Source organism: Mycobacterium sp. OAE908 (genome assembly GCF_017872775.1).
Classification (GTDB): domain Bacteria; phylum Actinomycetota; class Actinomycetes; order Mycobacteriales; family Mycobacteriaceae; genus Mycobacterium.
Window position 1 is genome coordinate 3,300,239 of sequence record NZ_JAGGJL010000001.1, and the last position, 19,347, is coordinate 3,319,585.

General features: G+C 65.6%; 19 protein-coding genes. 16 read left to right on the plus strand and 3 right to left on the minus strand.

The features are described from left to right. Positions 1-181: 181 nt before the first annotated feature. The 3 genes from J3E61_RS16195 to eccB are packed head-to-tail and all read left to right on the plus strand — an operon-like array spanning position 182 to position 2,999. Complete coding sequence (locus J3E61_RS16195; RefSeq protein WP_210084227.1) at positions 182-1,090, plus strand: Rieske 2Fe-2S domain-containing protein; 909 nt, start codon at positions 182-184, stop codon at positions 1,088-1,090. Continuing rightward, positions 1,087-1,566, plus strand: a complete 480-nt coding sequence (locus J3E61_RS16200; RefSeq protein WP_192721977.1) for a hemerythrin domain-containing protein — start codon at positions 1,087-1,089, stop codon at positions 1,564-1,566. The genes J3E61_RS16195 and J3E61_RS16200 overlap by 4 nt, the downstream gene beginning before the upstream one ends. A gap of 56 nt (positions 1,567-1,622) precedes the next feature. Beyond that, positions 1,623-2,999: a type VII secretion protein EccB gene (gene eccB / locus J3E61_RS16205; protein WP_210084228.1), complete on the plus strand. Its 1,377-nt coding sequence runs from the start codon at positions 1,623-1,625 to the stop codon at positions 2,997-2,999. Here eccB and mycP read toward each other — a convergent pair. Continuing rightward, positions 2,964-4,316, minus strand: coding sequence for a type VII secretion-associated serine protease mycosin (mycP, locus tag J3E61_RS16210; protein WP_210084229.1), 1,353 nt, complete (start codon positions 4,314-4,316; stop codon positions 2,964-2,966). The two genes, eccB and mycP, sit on opposite strands and share 36 nt — an antisense overlap. A gap of 11 nt (positions 4,317-4,327) precedes the next feature. After that, positions 4,328-5,632, minus strand: a complete 1,305-nt coding sequence (eccD, locus tag J3E61_RS16215) for a type VII secretion integral membrane protein EccD (RefSeq protein WP_210084230.1) — start codon at positions 5,630-5,632, stop codon at positions 4,328-4,330. 118 nt (positions 5,633-5,750) lie between these two features. Here eccD and eccCa point away from each other — a divergent pair, with 118 nt between their 5' ends. From eccCa to J3E61_RS16240, 5 genes are all read left to right on the plus strand, one after another. After that, entirely contained in the window at positions 5,751-9,329 is a 3,579-nt protein-coding gene (eccCa, locus tag J3E61_RS16220; protein WP_210084231.1) for a type VII secretion protein EccCa, read from the plus strand. Then, entirely contained in the window at positions 9,326-10,462 is a 1,137-nt protein-coding gene (locus tag J3E61_RS16225) for a type VII secretion-associated protein (RefSeq protein WP_210084232.1), read from the plus strand. Before eccCa ends, J3E61_RS16225 begins: the two co-directional genes overlap by 4 nt. Before the next feature lie 83 nt (positions 10,463-10,545). Next, complete coding sequence (locus tag J3E61_RS16230) at positions 10,546-10,869, plus strand: WXG100 family type VII secretion target (RefSeq protein ID WP_192721971.1); 324 nt, start codon at positions 10,546-10,548, stop codon at positions 10,867-10,869. Positions 10,870-10,880: 11 nt separating this feature from the next. After that, on the plus strand, positions 10,881-11,177 hold the full coding sequence (locus tag J3E61_RS16235; RefSeq protein WP_210084233.1) for a WXG100 family type VII secretion target: 297 nt from the start codon (positions 10,881-10,883) through the stop codon (positions 11,175-11,177). Positions 11,178-11,351: 174 nt separating this feature from the next. Then, complete coding sequence (locus tag J3E61_RS16240; protein ID WP_192721969.1) at positions 11,352-11,645, plus strand: hypothetical protein; 294 nt, start codon at positions 11,352-11,354, stop codon at positions 11,643-11,645. Here J3E61_RS16240 and J3E61_RS16245 read toward each other — a convergent pair. After that, positions 11,642-11,839: an excalibur calcium-binding domain-containing protein gene (locus tag J3E61_RS16245; protein ID WP_192721968.1), complete on the minus strand. Its 198-nt coding sequence runs from the start codon at positions 11,837-11,839 to the stop codon at positions 11,642-11,644. The two genes, J3E61_RS16240 and J3E61_RS16245, sit on opposite strands and share 4 nt — an antisense overlap. 207 nt (positions 11,840-12,046) lie before the next feature. Here J3E61_RS16245 and J3E61_RS16250 point away from each other — a divergent pair, with 207 nt between their 5' ends. The 8 genes from J3E61_RS16250 to J3E61_RS16285 all read left to right on the plus strand — a co-directional run bounded on the left by J3E61_RS16250 (position 12,047) and on the right by J3E61_RS16285 (position 19,256). Continuing rightward, the gene (locus J3E61_RS16250; protein ID WP_210084234.1) at positions 12,047-13,309 is read left to right on the plus strand and encodes a GAF domain-containing protein; all 1,263 of its coding nucleotides are present in this window, start codon (positions 12,047-12,049) and stop codon (positions 13,307-13,309) included. Positions 13,310-13,409: 100 nt separating this feature from the next. Next, on the plus strand, positions 13,410-14,933 hold the full coding sequence (locus J3E61_RS16255) for an aldehyde dehydrogenase family protein (RefSeq protein ID WP_210084235.1): 1,524 nt from the start codon (positions 13,410-13,412) through the stop codon (positions 14,931-14,933). A 52-nt stretch (positions 14,934-14,985) separates the two neighbouring features. Beyond that, positions 14,986-16,047, plus strand: a complete 1,062-nt coding sequence (adhP, locus tag J3E61_RS16260; RefSeq protein ID WP_210084236.1) for an alcohol dehydrogenase AdhP — start codon at positions 14,986-14,988, stop codon at positions 16,045-16,047. A 121-nt stretch (positions 16,048-16,168) separates the two neighbouring features. Then, positions 16,169-16,645 carry a hypothetical protein gene (locus tag J3E61_RS16265; protein WP_192721964.1) on the plus strand — a complete coding sequence of 159 codons (477 nt, stop codon included), beginning with the start codon at positions 16,169-16,171 and terminating at the stop codon, positions 16,643-16,645. 173 nt (positions 16,646-16,818) lie between these two features. Further along, positions 16,819-17,262: a 50S ribosomal protein L13 gene (gene rplM / locus J3E61_RS16270; protein WP_192721963.1), complete on the plus strand. Its 444-nt coding sequence runs from the start codon at positions 16,819-16,821 to the stop codon at positions 17,260-17,262. Then, the gene (gene rpsI / locus J3E61_RS16275) at positions 17,259-17,750 is read left to right on the plus strand and encodes a 30S ribosomal protein S9 (protein ID WP_210084237.1); all 492 of its coding nucleotides are present in this window, start codon (positions 17,259-17,261) and stop codon (positions 17,748-17,750) included. Before rplM ends, rpsI begins: the two co-directional genes overlap by 4 nt. 163 nt (positions 17,751-17,913) lie before the next feature. Further along, positions 17,914-18,333, plus strand: coding sequence for a hypothetical protein (locus tag J3E61_RS16280; RefSeq protein WP_192721962.1), 420 nt, complete (start codon positions 17,914-17,916; stop codon positions 18,331-18,333). 362 nt (positions 18,334-18,695) lie between these two features. Further along, complete coding sequence (locus J3E61_RS16285; protein ID WP_210084238.1) at positions 18,696-19,256, plus strand: hypothetical protein; 561 nt, start codon at positions 18,696-18,698, stop codon at positions 19,254-19,256. Positions 19,257-19,347: the final 91 nt, after the last annotated feature.

The window sequence follows — 19,347 nt, forward strand, 5'->3', positions numbered from 1 at the left end:
TGTCGCGGCCCGCGACATATCAGGGAAAATTCACGTAACCGTCAGGTACGTCTACCGGCTTGCCGCCACCGTGCTTTCGATTGAACCGAAGCCGGCGGCGTTTCGTGTTTCTGGTGACGGGTCAGGGTGTGCGGGGACGGCCGGCCGAAGTTTCAACACGCAGAACCTGGGGAGGGCTGCCGTGGTACATCAGCCGCGTTCCACACCGGATCACACGCGACAAATCGGATTCCGAGCAATCGAGAAGCTTGGTCGTCAACGGTGGCTGGATCGTCCGAGCTATCGACTCGAACACGTCCTTGCGGTGAGCTTCGCAGCGCTCGGCCGTAATCGGGAGCGTGTGAGCAACGCGCTGCACGGGACGTGGCTGGGGCATCCGCTTCACCCGGCCTTGACCAGCCTGCCGACGGGCGCAGTCGCCACGGCGGTGACGTTGGACGCAGTGAGCGTGCTCCCGGGCCGCACGACCATGCGCGACGCGTCGACGGTGGCGCTGGGCGTTGGCATTCTCGGCAATCTCGGCGCCGCCGCAACGGGTGCGACCGATTGGCAGCACACCCACGACGAGTCCCGGCGAATCGGGATCGTGCACGGCCTGTTGAACGTTGTCGCGACCGGGCTGTATGCGGTGTCGTGGTGGGATCGTCGACGAGGCCGTCATCTCCGCGGCATGGCCGGGACGGCGCTGGGCTACGGCCTCACTCTCGGAAGCGGCTATCTGGGTGCCTCGCTGGTGTACGGGTCGGGTGTGGGTGTTGACCAGTCGGGTCCACGTTTGCAGGCCGCGGACTGGACGCCGGCCTTGCCGGTGAACGAGTTGGATGGGCGACCGCAGCGAGTCGAGATCGACGGCGTCGGCGTGGTGTTGCACCGCGACGGCGGCAATGTGCTCGCGGTCGGCGAGTATTGCCCTCACCTCGGCGCTCCGATGTCGGACGGTTGGGTCGACCGCGGCCGTGTCGTATGCCCTTGGCACGGTTCACGATTCGAATGTGAATCCGGCAACGTACTGAAGGGGCCGGCCACCGCGCCGCTGCCCAGCTACGCGGCCCGCGTCCGCGACGGAATGGTGGAGGTGCGCGCGCAATGAACGCCTTCGACGTGCTGTTCGAGCACCACAACACGTTGCGCGGGCTGTGCAAGAAGATCACCGCGATGCCGCCCGTTTCGGACGAACGGCAGGAAACCCTCGACGAGTTCTTGGTCGAGTTGGACATCCACATGCGTATCGAAGACGAACTCTTCTACCCTGCCGTGCAGGCGGCCAGCAAGCTCGTTGCCATCGCACACGCAGAGCATCGACAGGTCTTTGACCAACTTGCCGTGGCACTGAGGACAGCGCCCGATGCGCCTGGCTACCAAGAGGAGTGGGAATCGTTCGTCACGGTGCTGGACGCACACGCCGCCGAAGAAGAGCGTGACCTGTGTCCACCGCCAGTGGAGATGAGCGACGACGAGCTGGACGCTCTCGGTGACGAAATGCGGCGGCGCATGGAGGAATTACGCGGCTCGAGCATCGAGAAGCTTCACATCAAGGGTCGAACCGCTCTGCTCCGCACGTTCTGACGAAATCCGTGACATCGGCCTCCCTTGGCCGCGGTTAGGCTGGCCGCGGGGGAAGTATGACTCGGCAATCACCAATGCGGCTGCAGGTCAGCGGCCAGCGGTTCCTGCTGCGCCGGATGGAGCACGCGCTGGTGCGCGGCGACGTGCGAATGCTCGACGATCCGCTTCGCGCGCAATCGCTTTCGTTGAGCGCAGGCGCCGTCATCACCGCGATCGTCGTCGCGGTCTGTGTGGTACTGGCGTTCTTACGCCCACCGGACCACCTTGGCAGCGCCCCGATAGTGGTGGTGCGGGAATCGGGTGCGCTCTACGTCCGCATCGGTGACGTCGTTCATCCAGTGCTGAATCTCGCGTCCGCGCGCCTGATCGCTGACACGCCCGCGAATGCCGAAGCGGTGAGCGCGGCGGCCATCAGCAACTCCACGCGTGGTCCGCTTCTCGGCATTCCCGGCGCGCCCGCCGAGATCGCGCCGCCGCTGCGAGAGGACGAATCCGGCTGGGCGGTCTGCGAGGACGCGGCCAAGACGACCGTGATCGCCGGAGCGCTGCCCGAAGGTGGCCTCGCGACGGGTCCCGCGGTTCTCGTCACGGCTCGCGGGGAGAGCGCGGCTTCGACGTATCTGCTCTATTCCGGGTTGCGGGCCAAGGTGGACCTGCGCAACCGTGCGGTCGTTCGAGCGTTGCAACTGGACGGCGTCACCCCTCGCCCGGTTTCGCGGACGCTTCTCGACGTGACACCCGAAGCGCCGCCCATCGCCGCGCCCCACATTCCCGGTGCGGGCGCACCGAGTCCGCTGCGCGGGTATCCGGTCGGCAGCGTGGTGCGAATCGCCCGCGCGGGCGCCGACGAGTACTACGTCGTACTCGCCACAGGGGTGCAGCGGGTCGGCCAGGTCACCGCGGACCTCGTCCGCTTCACCGACTCACACGACGACCGCGACATCGACATGGTGACACCAGACGTCATCGCGGCCATGCCTGGTGTCGACACGCTTCGCGTCTCGACGTATCCGGATACCGCCGGTGTCTCACCCGCTGCGATGGTGTGTGCCCGATGGCAGCTGACTGCGACGGACACCAAAATAGCTGTGCTGGTGGGTGATTCACTTCCAGCCCCCGCGAGCTCGTTGACACTGGCGCAGTCCGACGGGGACGGTCCGAACGTCGACGCCTTCTCGATTCCACGGGGTCGCGGCGCCTACATTCGGTCAGTCGGCATCGCCGACGACGGCGCGAGCGCCGGTTCGCTCTACTTCGTCACCGAGGCCGGCGTCGTATTCGGTCTTCGCGACGAACACACTGCGAAGCAGCTGGGTCTGCCAGGACCGCCCGTGCCGGCGCCCTGGCCGGTGCTGGCCCGGTTGCCGCGCGGACCGGAGCTGAGCAAGGAAGCGGCGTCAATCGTGCGGGACAGTTTTGCCGGACCGTCGTAGCCGTGCCGCCGCTGGCGTCATCACGACTGCGCCGACGGATACTGCCAGACATACCGCCGCGCCGCCGACGGAAATCCGATATGCCCGATGCTCAGTGGGAGCGGGGGTCGGATAGGACACGGGTCGTGACGGGGCATCTGCCAGGGCAGGTGTGGTACCGGCCGTCACCGCCGCCGTCGCATCGACAACCCCTTGCCCGACAACAGGATCCCACCCGGCGGCGGGCTGATGCGCTGTCGCTTTGATGCGCTGCATGACTTGCCGCGCAGTCAGTTCGGGCGAGCGCGACCGCACCAGCGCGACGATGCCGCTCACCACCGGTGCCGCATAACTCGTACCCGCGATCGGGATCGGATCGCCGGCTGCAGGAAGGCTGCTCACCAGACCCTCACCATCGGGATCCAACGACACGATGCCTTCACCCGGAGCCGCGACGTCCACCCAGGGCCCGGCAAGGCTGAACGCTGATGGCGCGCCGTGCGTATCGACCGAACCCACCGTCAACACATAGTCGTCATACCAAGCAGGACTCACCACGACGTTCACCCGATCCCAATCTGGTCGGCCCGGCCGGGCCGGATCGGTTGCCGGATTCTGTTCGGGGCATTGACCGGCGGTGCCGACGTTTCCGGCGGCGGCGACCACAACGACGTTCTTCACGTCGACCGCGTACGCCAACGCGGCGCCGAGGGGACGGTCGTCCAAACCGCTGTCCACGGGTAGGCACGCTACCGAGGACACGTTGATCACGGTCGCGCCCATGTCGGCAGCGGTACGCACAGCGCTCGCAAGCGTGTCGACATCGCCGAAGCCGGAGCCCGATGGATCATCGGTTGCCCGAAACTTGTTGCTGGACTGGCGAATGCTGACGATGGTGGCGTCGGGCGCGATGCCGCTGAATGTCGATCCATCTGAATCCGGTGCTGCACCGATGATCCCGGCCACGATGGTGCCGTGGCCGTCGCAATCGGTCGTACCGTCGGTGGAGGACACGTAGTCCCCGCCGGGCACCAGGTGGGGGAGGAGGCGGTGACGTTGGACGCCGGTGTCGATGACCGCGACGGTCTGCCCGGCTCCGCGGGTGAACTTCCAGACCTGCTGCAGATTCAGTCCTGCCAGTTGTCCAGCCTCAGCCTTGTCGCCGGCGGGTGCGGCCACGACGCAAGGGTCCCGTTGCTTCGTCGGCCGCGGTGGCGCAGGCGGACCCGGCTTCGGCAGCATCGAATCGTCGACCATCGGCGGTGTGACCGCGACGGCGGGCGGCGCGAAACAGGTGGGCAATGTCGCGAGAAGGCCTGCGACACAGAACCTCGTCATCCGCTCGGCAATCATGACAGGCTCACACCGCGGACCAGCCCGTACAGGTCGCCGACCCAGCATGCCAGTGGCAGCACAGCGGCCAGCGTCGCGTACTCCAACACGTCGACGGTGCGGCGCGCGAGTACGTTTCGCGTTGCGCCGAATCCACGAACCAGCATGCCGATGCCGACTGCGAGCGCGACGAGGCTCACCCAGACAGCGTGTTCTGGAGCCGAAATCACGACGGTGACACCACCGGCTGCGATGGCCGCGATCCCAGCCGCCACCAACGCGACGGTGCGATGCCTGTCGACGTGGGTTCGGGCGCGCAGCACCATCACCAGACCCACCACGGCCGTGAAGAGGACTGCATTCGGTCTGGTAGGTATACCGGATGCGACGAGTGCCGCACCGATCGCAGCTGCGGCCGCCGACCCGGTGACGAGTCCTGTGAAGGTTTGGTGAGCGGCGATCGCCTGAGGCGTCAGCTCAGTGAAATCGTCTTCTGCAGGGGCCAACCCGGCAGTTGCGATCGACAGCCTGGCTGCGGCTGCGAGGGCTCCGAGGGCCAGCGTGGCTAGCGCCGCGCCGGTTGTGGTGATCGGCACTGCCCATGCGACGCCACACAGGGCAGCAGCGGTCGTCAGTGCGGATGAGGTCGCGATAGCTGTCAAACAGATTGCACCGCTATGGGTTATGCGAATCAACAGCGTCGATGTCGCGAATACCACCGCAGCGGCGAGCAACGCGTTGGCCGTCGAGGGTCCGGCGGGCACCGCGAGAAATCCGGCCGCGCCGCCGAACGCAACGGCGATGACGCCAAGGGTGACGACGACCAGCGGGTCGGGGTATGCGCGGCGCACCGCCACCGTTGCGATCACGGCCGCGGCCGCAATGGCGGTTGCCGCCATGACGTTGCCGATTGCCTGGGTGACCACGCCTGCCCAGGCCAACGCCGCGACGCCGAACAGCGAAGCACTCAAGCATGCCGCCGCTATGGCACGCTGAGGCACAGACCGAGGGTCACGGGTTTCGACGAGCACCTGCCACGGGTCGTCGGGCACACGGACGGGTGCTGGAGATGGCGCGGTGGCGAGCAGCAACAGCTCACCGTCGTGAACAGCATTGTCGTGCAGACTGATCGCTTCGTCCAGCGCGCCGTGGCCGACGCGGGACAGGTGCCACCGCAAACCCTCCTCGGCGGGGAGCGTGTCGGGCTTGACGAGGTCCACGACCGACGGCAGCAGTAGTCCGACCGGCGTGCTCCTCGGCAGTGCGAGCTCGACAGTGTCCGGCCCGTGCTGAACTGCCAACCGGCACATCGAATCCGGCATCGCATCCCCCCCATTGACGCCCGCGCATTCACCGTAACGCGACCCGAACCCACGCCGGCTCGACAATTTCGGGAGCTGTGGATGGAACGAAACGAACCTACGCATCGTCCTTCAGACGATGGAGTTCTCCCGTGAGCCGCGACTGCCCGCCCCGACCATGGTGCAGGGCGACGTCATGGTCGACCCGCCGCCCGAAGTCCCGAAGCCCTTGCCCGGCAATCTGCTTGCGCGCCTGCTGCCGGTGGCCATGCTGGTCGCGGCAGGCGGCATGATGGCGCTGTACTTCTCGTCGGGCGGCGCGTCGGCGAGCCGTGGGCCGATGTCCATGTTCTTTCCGGTCATGATGATCGCGTCGGTCCTTGGCTCGCTCGCCTACAGCACACGAGGCGCAAATCAGAACGCGCAACTGAACGAGGGCCGCCGCGACTACCTCGGCTACCTCGACGATCTGGATCGGACAATCGCCGGCGCCGCTGCCGATCAGCATCGCTCGCTGCATTGGAGCCATCCCGATCCGGCGACGCTATGGACCTTGATCGGCGGGCAGCGCATGTGGGAGCGTGCGCTCGACGATCCCGACTTCTGTCAGGTCAGGATCGGCCTCGGCGAGCGGCCGCTGTCCGCCCGTCTCGTGACGCCGGAGCCCGGCCTCGACCCGGTCACCGCGTCGGCGGTGTCCCGATTGATCCGGCGCCGATCGGTGGTGGCCGATGTGCCGGTCGTGGCGTCGTTGCGGGACGTCTCCGCCGTTGTCTTCGACGGGGATCCGACGGTCGTGAGGGCGCTACTGCGCGCCATGCTCTGTCAGCTTGCGGTTCTGCACAGCCCCGACGATCTGCGAGTTGTCGTCGTGGCGGGACCCATGTCCGAGGACTGGGACTGGCTCAAATGGCTTCCACACCAACAGCATCCGCTGCTGGCCGACGCAGCCGGTCCGGCAAGGATGATCTACCGCAGTCTGGCCGATGCGACCGCGGCGTGCGGAAACGACGCGACGGCGCCGCATGTGGTTGTCGTCGTCGACGACGGACGGGCACCCGTACTCGAGCAACCCTTCATCGAAGGGCCGCGCCTGCGGCTGGCCCTGGACGGCGATATGCGAAGCGACGGTTTGACGCAGTCGCAGGCCTTGGTCTGCGCCAGACGTCTAGCGCCGTATCGCGACGTCGGTGCGGCCCGCCATGCCTCGATCACCGGCTGGCTCGAAATGATGGGCCTGACCGATCCGGACAGCATCGAACCCGCGCGGCAATGGCATCCACGATCGGACAGCCAACGGCTTCGGGTGCCGATCGGCGTGACCGAAGCCGGCGACAAGGTCATGCTCGACATCAAGGAAGCCGCGCAGAGCGGGATGGGACCGCACGGCCTCTGCGTTGGCGCCACCGGCTCGGGAAAATCGGAGTTCCTGCGCACTTTGGTCCTCGGCATGATCGCGGCTCATCCGCCCGACGTCGTCAATCTGGTGCTCGTCGACTTCAAGGGCGGTGCGACGTTCCTCGGCCTGGACCGCGTCTGCCACGTTTCGGCGATCATCACGAACCTGTCCGACGAAGCGCACCTCGTCGCTCGTATGCAAGACGCACTTGCCGGCGAGATGAACCGTCGACAAGAGTTGCTGCGCGCCGCGGGACTTTTCGCGAACGTCGCCGACTACGAACGAGCGCGGCGACAAGGTCGCGCCATGCCGCCGTTACCAGCCCTGTTCATCGTTGTCGACGAGTTCTCCGAGTTGCTCAGTCAGCATCCCGAGTTCGCCGAACTGTTTGTCGCAATCGGACGGCTGGGCCGTTCGCTCGGCATGCATCTGCTGCTGGCCAGCCAGCGGCTCGATGAAGGCAGGCTGCGGGGATTGGAGACGCACCTGTCATATCGCATCTGCTTGAAGACTTTCTCCGCCAGTGAATCCCGAGCCGTGCTCGGTGTGCCCGACGCGTATCACTTACCCACTTCACCCGGGGCCGCGTACCTGAAGACGCCGGACTCAGAGATGGTGCGTTTCCAAACGGCGTTTGTCTCGGCACCGTACGAAAATCCGCGCTTGGGCGAAGGTTCCGTTCCGTCGAGCATGCCCCGGTTGTTCACCGCAGCGGCCGTCGGCCAGATCACCCAGCCGGTACAACCACCCGGCGCTCAGACGTTGATGGATACCGTGCTGAATCGACTGGCGGGCCATGGGACGCCGGCACACCGGGTGTGGCTGCCGCCGTTGACGCAGTCACCGGTACTCGACGATCTCATCGCCTGCGGTTCGAGCGATCGCCCGTTGTCGGTGCCGATCGGGGTCATCGATTCCCCCTACGACCAACGTCGTGACTTGCTGATCGCCGACTTATCCGGAGCCGCAGGAAATGTCGCCATTGTCGGTGCACCACAAACCGGTAAGTCAACAACCGTGCGCACCTTGGTGACAGCACTTGCCGCAACGCACAACCCGACCGTGGCGCGGTTCTATTGCCTCGACTTCGGCGGAGGTGAATTGGCGGCGTTGCGTGATCTACCGCATGTGGGATCGGTCGCGGCACGATCCGATGCCGACCTCTGCAGACGCGTGGTCGCCGAGATGGAGTCGATCGTGCGCAACCGAGAGGCCGGTGCCCCGCGCTCCGGTGATGTTTTTCTCGTCATCGACGGCTGGGCCACCCTGCGGCAAGACTTCGAAGCCCTCGAGTCGCGGGTGATCGCCCTGGCAGCCCAGGGCCTTTCGTATGGCGTGCATGTGGTGGTGACCGCATCCCGCTGGGCAGAGATCCGCCCCGCGCTGAAGGATCAGCTCGGCACCCGCATCGAGTTGCGACTCGGCGATCCGGCCGACTCCGAAATGGACCGCAAGCGTGCCCGGCAACTGGGCCATATCCCGCCGGGTCGCGGCATCACGGGCGACGGCAAGGAAATGTTGATCGCGTGGCCACGCGTCGGCGAGGACAGGATCATGCGGTGGGGCGGGTGCTGCGCACAGCCGATCGAACTTCTGCCGCTGCACGTTGCTCACGATGCCATCGGCGGCCACGTGGTTCTCGGCGTAGGGGAATCTGAATTGCAGCCGGTGACACTCGATTTCGCGGATCAGCCACATCTGCTGGTGCTCGGAGAAACCGAGTGCGGTAAGACGTCGACACTGCGCCTGTTGTGTCGGGAGATCGTCCGCACCACTACCGCGGACGCCGCGCAGATCGAGATCGTCGACTTCCGCCGAACGCTGCTCGGTGTTGTCGAATCGGCTCATCTAGGTGGGTACTCGATGTCGGCCACGACCCTAGCGACGCGAGTCTCTGGCCTTGTCGAGCAGTTGGAGGCCCGGTTGCCCAGTGAGACGGTGACACAACAGCAACTGCGCGACAGGTCGTGGTGGTCCGGACCTGAGATCTACCTTGTCGTCGACGACTACGATCTGGTCGCTACCGCCACCGGCAACCCGTTGACGCCTCTGGCTGACTATCTCCCACATGCCAAGGATGTCGGCCTGCACGTGATCGCTGCCCGCCGCTCGGGTGGAGCAGCGCGCGCGATGTTCGATCCGGTTCTGGCGCGGCTGCGCGAGTTGGGTTGCATGGGCCTGATGATGAGCGCCAGCGCGGACGACGGCGTCCTGCTGGGTTCGGTTCGGCCGTCGAGGCAGCCGCCGGGGCGGGGAACGCTTGTCACCCGCGGCCAGTCCGATCACCTGGTCCAGGTGGCGTGGACAGACCCGCCATGAAACAGGTCGTCGTCGAGATAGGTCCGATCACCATCCGCGGCCCGAATGAGGCTGAGCCGGAGTGGGTTTCAGCTTGTATCGACGCCATCGACGACGAGCTGGTGCTGGTCGACGACCGTGCGGTACCAGCCACTCAGGTATGGCAAAGAATCATGCAGGACGTCGTCGGTGGCTCCGCCGAGACGGTTGTGCTCGTCTGTCCGACGTGGTGGTCGTCGTCGCGGGTAGAGCGGGTGTGTGGCGCCGCCGAGACAGTGGCGAACGACGTAATTGTGCTGCGGCGGGCAGAACTGCTGTCCGACCCACAGATGTCGTTCGTGGAGTTGGCGCCCGAGTTCGTCGTCATAGCGTCGCGCGGAGCGATCGTCGACGTGGTGCGACCCGACGACACCGACCGACTGCTGACGAGAATTCCGACGTCGGCTGTGCTGGATGCGCCGGAGGGAGTCGAAGGCGATCGTGCGCTCATAAAGGTGTTGCGGGCCAACGACAGTGACGTCATGGTTACGGATCGTGGCTGGGTTGGCCGCAGTGTTGAGTCGATATGTTCGCTGGTAGATACAGGACACCGCGAGCCACAGCCATCGGTCAGGCGCAGTGGACGTGCGGCGGCGGTGCTGGCGGGAACACTGGTGTCGGCAGCCGTGATGTGCGGCGGATTTGCGGCGCGCCACCACCTGCCGACGGCCACCGCGGATCTGCCGATGACGCTGTTGGTCGAGGGGCGGGTCGGCGTCATGGTGCCCGCGCAATGGGTGGTCGAGCACATCACGTCGGGCCCCGGATCGGCGCGCGTTCAGGTTGTTTCGCCCAATGATGCGACCGGCGCGTTGCACATCACGCAGTCGACGTTGGCGCCGCAGCAAGCGCATGAGCAGGTCGCGGACTCACTGCGCGACGCGCTGGCGCAGGAGCCCGACGGCGTCTTCGCCGACTTCGATCCGACCGGCCGGCGGGTCGACCGCGCTGTGGTGACATACCGCGAGGTGCGTCGGGACCGTCAGATCGCGTGGTTCGTGTTGATCGATCGGTCACTGAGGATCGCCATCGGGTGTCAGAGCGCGCCAGGACACGAAGAGGTCATGCAACAGGTTTGCGATCGGGCGATTGCCTCGGCGCATGCGGTGTTCTGAAAAACCAATCGGCTCGATGGAACCGAATGCGACGGGCCGACGTCCAACCTTCATATCGCGCAGAACGAGACGGAAGGATCCAGATGACGTCACCCGGGGGCGGACCGCTCGCGACCGACTTCGAGCTCATGTCGGCAGTCGCAGGCAAGACGGATAGTCGCAATGAAGAGATCCGGGCGATGTTGCAATCCTTCATCGGTCGGATGACCAGCGTGTCACCGTCGGTGTGGGGAGGTGTCGCCGCCGTTCGCTTCCGCGATGTGGTCGAGCGGTGGAACGCCGAATCGACGAAGCTGCACGCCGCTCTGCAGCGCATTGCCGAGACCATCCGCTTCAACGAACGGACGCTGCGCGAGGCCGGCGAAAGCCATTCGCACCAAATCGGTTCCGTCGCGACCAACCTTTAAGGAGCTGGGTCATGGATCACGTGCTGTCGTATGACTTCGACGAAATCGAGTACACGGTGCGACAAGACATTCACGCGACATCGGCGCGGTTGAACGGCGCGCTGGATGAGCTACGGTCGCAGATCGCGCCGCTGCAACAGGTGTGGACGCGGGAGGCGGCGGAGGCGTACCGCGTCGAGCAGACACGGTGGGAGCAGGCGGCCGCCGCGCTCAACGAGATCCTGGTCAATCTCGGCAATGCCGTGCGCGACGGCTCTGATGAGGTCGCAGCGACCGATCGCAGCGCGGCTAACGCCTGGGGCTATTGACGCCCAACGTCAGGACCCTGTGCGGTCCCGCTTGGAGGGGAGCCAACGGGACCGCACAGTCCTGCCTTTGGTTGCAAAAGCAAAGGGGTGCAGCGGAAGAGTCGCAATCAACAACGGTTCGTGCCCGACGAACTACCGTTATGCCAGCGGCGTGCGAACGTTCGAGGGGGTCAGATGAGTGAAGCGTTTATCGCTTACCGCGACCGGCTGCTGAGTCGTCACGAGAATCGCGCCACCGATGTGTTGTCGACTGTCGGAGACGTCCTCTTCCTAACCGCGATCGCCACTGCCGTTGCGACCAGGCGCGCACAGGTAGGGGTGATCGGCGCAGCGGGCGGCCTCGCCGTAATTGTGGGCGCCCATCTTTTTCAGCCAGGAACCATGCGGGATGAGATCACCGAGGTCCTGCGGCATCCAGTCTGGGGACTTCGAGCCGAAGCCCAGCGCGTCTTCGGTCGCCGTACCTAGCACTCGCAGGCGACGCCGTCGCCGTCGCGGTCGAGCTTCGCCAGGTACCAGGGCGAATCCGTCGTGATGTTGCAGACGCCGTCCGCCTTGGCTTGGCTGCAGTTGTTGTAGGGGCCCGATGCCGAAGCGACGGGAGCTAACGCGATTGCGGCCGCGCCGACCATGAACAGGGCAGAGCCGAGAACACGAAACATCTTCACTCCGTAGTGATCTTGAACTGTGGGGAGACGGTCCAGATAACTCGGGAGTCCGTCACGAGCGAAGCTATGTTGATTCCGTCGGCAAGGAATCGGGTGTTTCCCTATGTTTGCTGCTGTCGAATTAGGGCCGAAAGCCCCTGCCCGCGACCAGCGAGCTTGGGTTATCGTGGCGGCCACGCGTGCGAGGGAGCGTGGTCGCCGGTGGACATCTCGAAGACTTCGGGCAACCGGGCAGCAGCCCGGGTGTCGTCTTCGTCGCTGCGCGCTGTCCATGAGCTATTCGTCTCCGGCCAGGTCGATCTGGACGCCACGCCGTTGCGCCCCCTCGTCGCTGAGAGTTGGCGGCGCAGCCTCGCCACCGGCGTCGACCCCGACCTCGGGGCACCTCCCACCGCCACCGCTGTCCTTGACCGCATGCGCGCTGCGCATCCATTGGCGCCTGCCCTTCCGGTCATCCGCCGCCTGCTTGTTGACGACGCCACCGACGCCGGCGTCGTCGTCGCCGTGACCGCGGCCAACGGCACCCTGCTCTGGGTCGAGGGCGATCGGAAAGCCTGCCGCAAGGCCGAACGGATGAACTTCGTGCCCGGCGCCGACTGGAGTGAACGCGGCGCGGGCACCAATGCGCCGGGCACCGCACTCGCACTCGACGCCGAGCTACAAATCCGCGGGACCGAGCACTTCTCGCGGATCGTCCAGCAGTGGAGCTGCACCGCGGTGCCGGTGCACGACCCCGCTACCGGTGTGCTCATCGGCGCCATCGACCTCACCGGCGGAACCCAGGTCGCCTCGCCGCAGACCCTCGCCTTGGTCCGCGCCACCGCCGTCGCCGTCGAAAACCACCTCGCCCTGTTGCAGCTCAACCAACCCACGACAACACCCACGGCCACCCGCCTTACGGTGCTCGGCGCCGAGCGGCCGCGCTGGCACACCGAGCTCGACACCAGCACGCTGACCGGTCGCCACGCCGACATCCTGGTTCTGCTCGGCCGCCACCCCGAAGGTCTGAGCGCCGACCACCTCGCGATGCTGCTCGACGACAAGGACCTCGACGTGGTGACTATCCGCGCCGAGATGTCCCGGCTGCGCCGAGTCATCGGCGCCGACTACATCGACTCGCGGCCGTACCGGTTGCTCAAACCGATCGCCAGCGACTACGACGACGTTTCGGAAGCCCTGCACGCCGGCGACGTCGACCGCGTACTCACCCACTACACCGGCGAACTGCTACCGCAGTCGGTGTCGCCCGGCATCGCGCGGCTGCGCAGAGAACTCAGCGCCAGCGTGCGCGGCGCGGTGCTGGCATCGGGAAACCTTGCGCTGCTTCGCCGTTGGCTCGACCTGCCGGAGGGCCGCGACGACCGGGACTGCTGGCGGGTGCTCTACAACCACGCCGCGCCGGGATCGGCGATGCGAGCCCAGGCCCGCGGACGCCTCGCCGGTCTCGATTTCGACCTGGCCTAGGCCGCCGGCGGTTGCAACGTCGTGCAACCGTGCTGCAACCGTTTAAAACCTACCTTCAGTGACGTCCGACACATATACGTCGCGAAGCTAGGAGAAGCCAATGACCGTGTACGCCCGACCGGGTGCCGAAGGCTCTGTGATGACGTTCCAGTCCCGGTACGAGAACTACATCGGCGGGCAGTGGGTAGCTCCCACCGCAGGCCGGTACTTCGAGAACGCCAGCCCGGTCAACGGTCTGCCGTTCTGCGAGATCCCCCGCTCCGATGAGTCCGACATCGAAAAGGCGCTCGACGCCGCGCATGCCGCAGCGCCGGCCTGGGGGAAAACCACTGCAGCAGAACGGGCGGTGGTCCTCAACAAGATCGCCGACCGCATCGAGGAGAACCTCGAGTCGATCGCCGTCGCCGAGTCATGGGACAACGGCAAGCCGGTGCGCGAGACCCTGAACGCCGATATCCCGTTGGCCATCGACCACTTCCGGTACTTCGCCGGCGCGATCCGTGCGCAGGAAGGGTCGCTGTCGCAGATCGACGAGGAGACCGTCGCCTATCACTTCCACGAACCGCTCGGCGTCGTCGGTCAGATCATCCCGTGGAACTTCCCGATCCTGATGGCCACCTGGAAGCTGGCGCCGGCCATCGCGGCGGGAAATGCCGTGGTGCTCAAGCCGGCTGAGCAGACGCCCGCATCGATCCTGTACTTGTTCTCGTTGATCGGTGATCTGTTGCCGCCCGGTGTGGTGAACATCGTCAACGGCCTCGGTCTCGAAGCGGGCAAGCCGCTGGCGTCCTCGAACCGGATCGCCAAGATCGCATTCACGGGGGAGACCACGACCGGCCGGCTCATCATGCAGTACGCGTCGCAGAACCTGATCCCGGTCACGCTGGAGTTGGGCGGCAAGAGCCCGAACATCTTCTTCAACGACGTCATGGCCCAGCACGATGACTATCAGGACAAGGCGCTCGAGGGCTTCACGATGTTCGCACTCAACCAGGGCGAGGTCTGTACTTGCCCGTCGCGCAGCCTGATTCAGGCCGACATCTTCGACGAGTTCCTCGAGTTGGCCGCCATCCGCACCAAAGCGGTTCGGCAGGGCGATCCGCTGGACACCGAGACCATGATCGGCGCCCAGGCATCCGAGGACCAGATGGAAAAGATCTTGTCGTACATCCAGATCGGCAAGAGAGACGGGGCAAAACTCGTCACCGGCGGCGAACGTGCAGAGCTCGGCGGCGATTTGAGTGGTGGATATTACGTCACCCCAACGGTTTTCACCGGAAACAACAAGATGCGGATCTTCCAGGAGGAGATCTTCGGGCCGGTGGTCGCGGTGACGTCGTTCACCGACTACGACGACGCGATCAACATCGCCAACGACACGCTCTACGGCCTTGGGGCGGGCGTGTGGAGCCGTGACGGCAACGTCGCCTACCGTGCCGGCCGCGACATCAAGGCGGGCCGGGTGTGGACCAACTGCTACCACGCGTATCCCGCACATGCCGCGTTCGGTGGCTACAAGCAGTCGGGCATCGGCCGTGAGACCCACAAGATGATGCTCGATCACTACCAGCAGACCAAGAACCTGCTCGTCTCCTATGGAAACAAGGCCCAAGGCTTCTTCTAAGCCGGGACCAAAGACCCTTCAATAAAACCACTTTCACGATTGGAATGATGAAATGACCCAGACCCTCGGCGCCCCTGCGGCGACCACCAACACCGATACCATGCGCGCCGCCGTCGTCACCGAATTCGGTGGACCCCTACAGGTCGAGGAACTCGAGCTGCCAACGCCAGGCTACGGCGAAGCATTGGTCAAACTCGAGACTTCCGGCGTGTGCCACACGGATCTTCATGCGGCGCACGGAGATTGGCCCGTCAAGCCCCAACCACCGTTCATCCCCGGCCACGAGGGGTATGGCACCGTCGTCGCAGTCGGCGATGGCGTCGATGACCTCACGGTCGGTGACAAGGTCGGCAACGCATGGCTGTGGTCGGCCTGCGGCACCTGCGAATACTGCCGCACCGGATGGGAAACCCTGTGCGAGAGCCAGAAGAACGGCGGCTACAGCGTCAACGGCAGCTTCGGCAGTTACATGCTGGTGAACGCCGCCTATGCGGCGCGCATCCCCGAGAACGCCGACCCGCTGGAGGTCGCACCGATCCTGTGCGCGGGCGTCACCGTCTACAAGGGCCTCAAGGTGACCGACACCAGGCCCGGCCAATGGGTGGCGATCTCCGGCATCGGCGGACTCGGCCATGTCGCGGTGCAGTACGCGCGGGCGATGGGACTGCGGGTCGTCGCGATCGACATCGACGATTCCAAGCTCGCCTTGGCCACCCGTCTCGGTGCCGAGGTCGCCGTCAACGCCCGTACGTCCGACGTCGTCGCCGAGGTGCAGAAGGCCACCGGCGGCGTGCACGGCGTACTCGTCACCGCGGTTCACCCGCAGGCGTTCGGTCAGGCGATCGGACTGGCGCGGCGTGGCGGCACGATCGTCTTCAACGGCCTTCCGCCGGGTGACTTCCCAGCGCCGATCTTCGACATCGTGCTCAAGGGCCTGACGATCCGCGGGTCGATCGTCGGCACCCGCCAGGACATGGCCGAGGCGCTGGACTTCTACGCCCGCGGCCTGATTCACCCGACGGTGGAGAGTGCCCGCCTCGACGACATCAATGAGGTGTTCGGCCGGATGGAACGCGGTCAGATCGACGGCCGGGTGGTCATCGACTACCGGTAATCAACGGCCCCCGACGCAAACTCCCCCGACAGCTCGATGCATCGGGGGAGTTTGTCTTGTAGTCGTCGTCGCGTCGGCGTACGTTCAGCTAACTATCAGTAGCTACAAGGGGGGCTCTGGGATGAACAAACATGCGAAATTGACAGCCACGGCAATCCTCGCGCTGCCGATGCTCGGCCTGACGGCGCCGACGGCCAGCGCCGACACCACGCTGGTCCTTTTCGAGCACGACACCGTGCAATACCAAGCCGATCTCGGTGCACCCGGACCGGGCCCCGGTGACCAATTCATCTTTGCGGGCGATCTGTTCGACCGCCCCGGCGGGATGTTCCTGGGCACGACCGGCGGCAGTTGCACCACGTTGACCGGCGACAAGTCGGCGTGCAACGGCACGTTCAACCTCGCCGGAGGTCAGATCGTCATCCAGGGCGTAGACCAGACTGATGCGATTTTCAGCAGTGGCCAACCGGCGCCCGTGACGATCGTCGGCGGCAACGGGATCTACCAGAATGCGCACGGCACCGGAACGGTCCAGGTGCCGCCGGAGGTGCCGAACCAGACGGATGCGAACTTCGTGCTGAACCTGGCGGGCGGATAGCCGCATCGAACGCGTTTTGACCTGCGCGGACGCTCGCAGGTAAGCTCCTCCGTTGGCGTGCGGTATGCACGGGCCTCGGGTCACTGTCGGTCGCCGAGGACCACCCTGCCGTCGACGCCTGACCGGCACCCGGGTCACACCGGGATCCAACCCGAGATAAGAAGGTAGACGCTGTGCCTACATACACGCCGAAGGCGGGTGACACCACGCGTTCGTGGTACGTCATCGACGCCACCGACGTGGTGCTCGGCCGGCTCGCCGTCGCAGCTGCAACTCTGCTGCGCGGCAAGCACAAGCCGACATTCACGCCCAATGTCGACGGTGGCGACTTCGTCATCGTCATCAACGCAGACAAGGTCGCCATCAGCGGCGACAAGCTCCAGAACAAGTACGCCTACCGCCACTCGGGTTTTCCGGGCGGTCTGCGCAAGCGTGCGCTCGGTGACGAGATGGAGAAGCACGCCGACCGGGTCGTCGAAAGGGCGATCCTCGGCATGATTCCGCACACCAAGCTCGGTCGTCAGATCCAGAAGAAGTTGAAGGTCTACGTCGGGCCCGACCATCCGCACACCGCCCAGAAGCCGGTGCCGTACGAGATCAAGCAGGTGGCCCAGTGACCGAGACCGTTGAGCAGACCGACGACAACGTGGAAACCACGGCTGCCGTTGTCGAGACCGAGGCCGAGACCCAGGCGGCGCCGCGCGAGCCTGTCGTGATCGACCGTCCCATCCAGACCGTCGGCCGCCGCAAGGAGGCCGTGGTGCGGGTGCGCCTGGTGCCCGGCACCGGCCAGTTCCACCTGGACGGCCGCACTCTCGAGGCCTACTTCCCGAACAAGGTGCACCAGCAGCTGATCAAGGCGCCGCTGGTGACCGTGGATCGGCTGGAGAGCTTCGACATCTACGCCCACCTCGATGGCGGCGGCCCGTCCGGCCAGGCCGGTGCGCTGCGCCTGGCCATCGCCCGGGCGCTGATCCTGGTGCAGCCGGAGGACCGGCCCGCACTCAAGAAGGCCGGCTTCCTGACCCGCGACCCGCGGGCCATCGAGCGCAAGAAGTACGGCCTCAAGAAGGCCCGCAAGGCGCCTCAGTACAGCAAGCGCTGATCTACCTGCCGAAACGCCGGGTGTGCGATATGCACGCCCGGCGTTTTGCATTCCTGGGAATTCGTCACACCGCGTTTGAGATCGCGGGCCATCGGGGAGCCATCACGTCGGACGCGCCGTCGGGGGAACGAACCGGCGCGTCCCGACTGAAAGGAAATAACACATGCAGAACCGTGTGAAGCTTGCGTCCGCTGGTGCCCTCCTGGGTGGAGCCCTTCTGGCTGCGGGCGGCCTTGGACTCGCGCACGCAGCTCCGCCGGCTGAGTCCGTCGTCAATGACGGCAAGGTCAACGTCACCGTGACGGCGGGCGGCCAGCAGGTCGGCGTCCTGCAGGACGTGTCGCTGACGAACGCTGAGGCGCTCATTGCGTCGGCGTGCCCGAACGGAGGGATCACCACGGAGGCGCTGCAGGCGCTCGACGTCAACGGCACGCCGGTGCCCGGCACTTGTGCGGGCGCCGAGGGCGGGCTGACGTTCACGTTCGCGCAGAACGGGCCGGGTAACTCCGAGAACGCGCCTGGGCAGAACCGAACGACGAGTACGCCGTCGACTACGACGACGACCACTACTGCCGCGCGGTAGCTCTCGTTCTCAAATCTCACCGCCCGTACCCGTCCGGGTGCGGGCGGTGAGTCATGTTCGGGCACAAGCGTATTCGTTATTCGTACAGCACTGCCCCTAGAAAATTCTGTGCGGCAGTAAACATTGCGACGTCAGATAACCAGCAAATTATTGACTCGCTAGCTATTTAGGCTGTGGGCGAGATTTACGCCAACAATAATTTTTCTGGCAATTTTTGGTTTGAACCCCCGTCTGATCGAGGAAAGACCGCTGCGGAAGCAAGGTGCATCTCGCGTAAGCGGGCCGCTCCTACCTCCGGTGCGACGTCACGGAGCTGGTCGGGGACCGGTTCACTGCTTCCCGACAGGAAAAGGAGTACATCTATGACGTCACGGTTTGTGCGGCTACTCGCTCTCGTGGTGGCCGTTGCGACGCTCACGCTCGTGGGAGGTGTCGCGGCCGGCAGCGCCGGCGCAGCGCCCCCGGAGGTCGTTGGCAAGAAAACAGTGCAGGTGCGTGGTACCGCCACTGACGGGTCGAAGTTCAACGGCCAGTTCACGGTGACCAACTTCCGCCAGGCGACGGCCCCGAACGCACCCTCACCTGTAGAGGCGGTCGGAGACCTCACCGGCAAGCTGATCCACCCGGGTCAGGGAGTCGGCGCCCAGGACGTTTCGCAGTCCGGCGTGGCGATGCCCGCCGCGGTGGCGCAGTCCAGCTGCGAGATTCTCGACCTCGTGCTGGGGCCGCTCGACCTGAATCTCCTGGGCCTTACGGTGCACCTCGACACCGTGCACTTGAACATCACGGCTGTGCCGGGTGCGGGCAACCTGCTCGGCAACCTGTTGTGCGCGGTGGCCGGTCTGCTGGACCCGGCGGGCAACATCACGGATCTGCTCCAGTTCCTGAACCTGCTGAACCAGCTACTCGGGTTGCTCGGATAACACCAAGGACTCTCGCCGCCCGCATCCACCCGAGTGCGGGCGGCGAGCCTTTTCTGGTGCTGATGGCCTGGCGGTTGGCCCTTTGACCGCC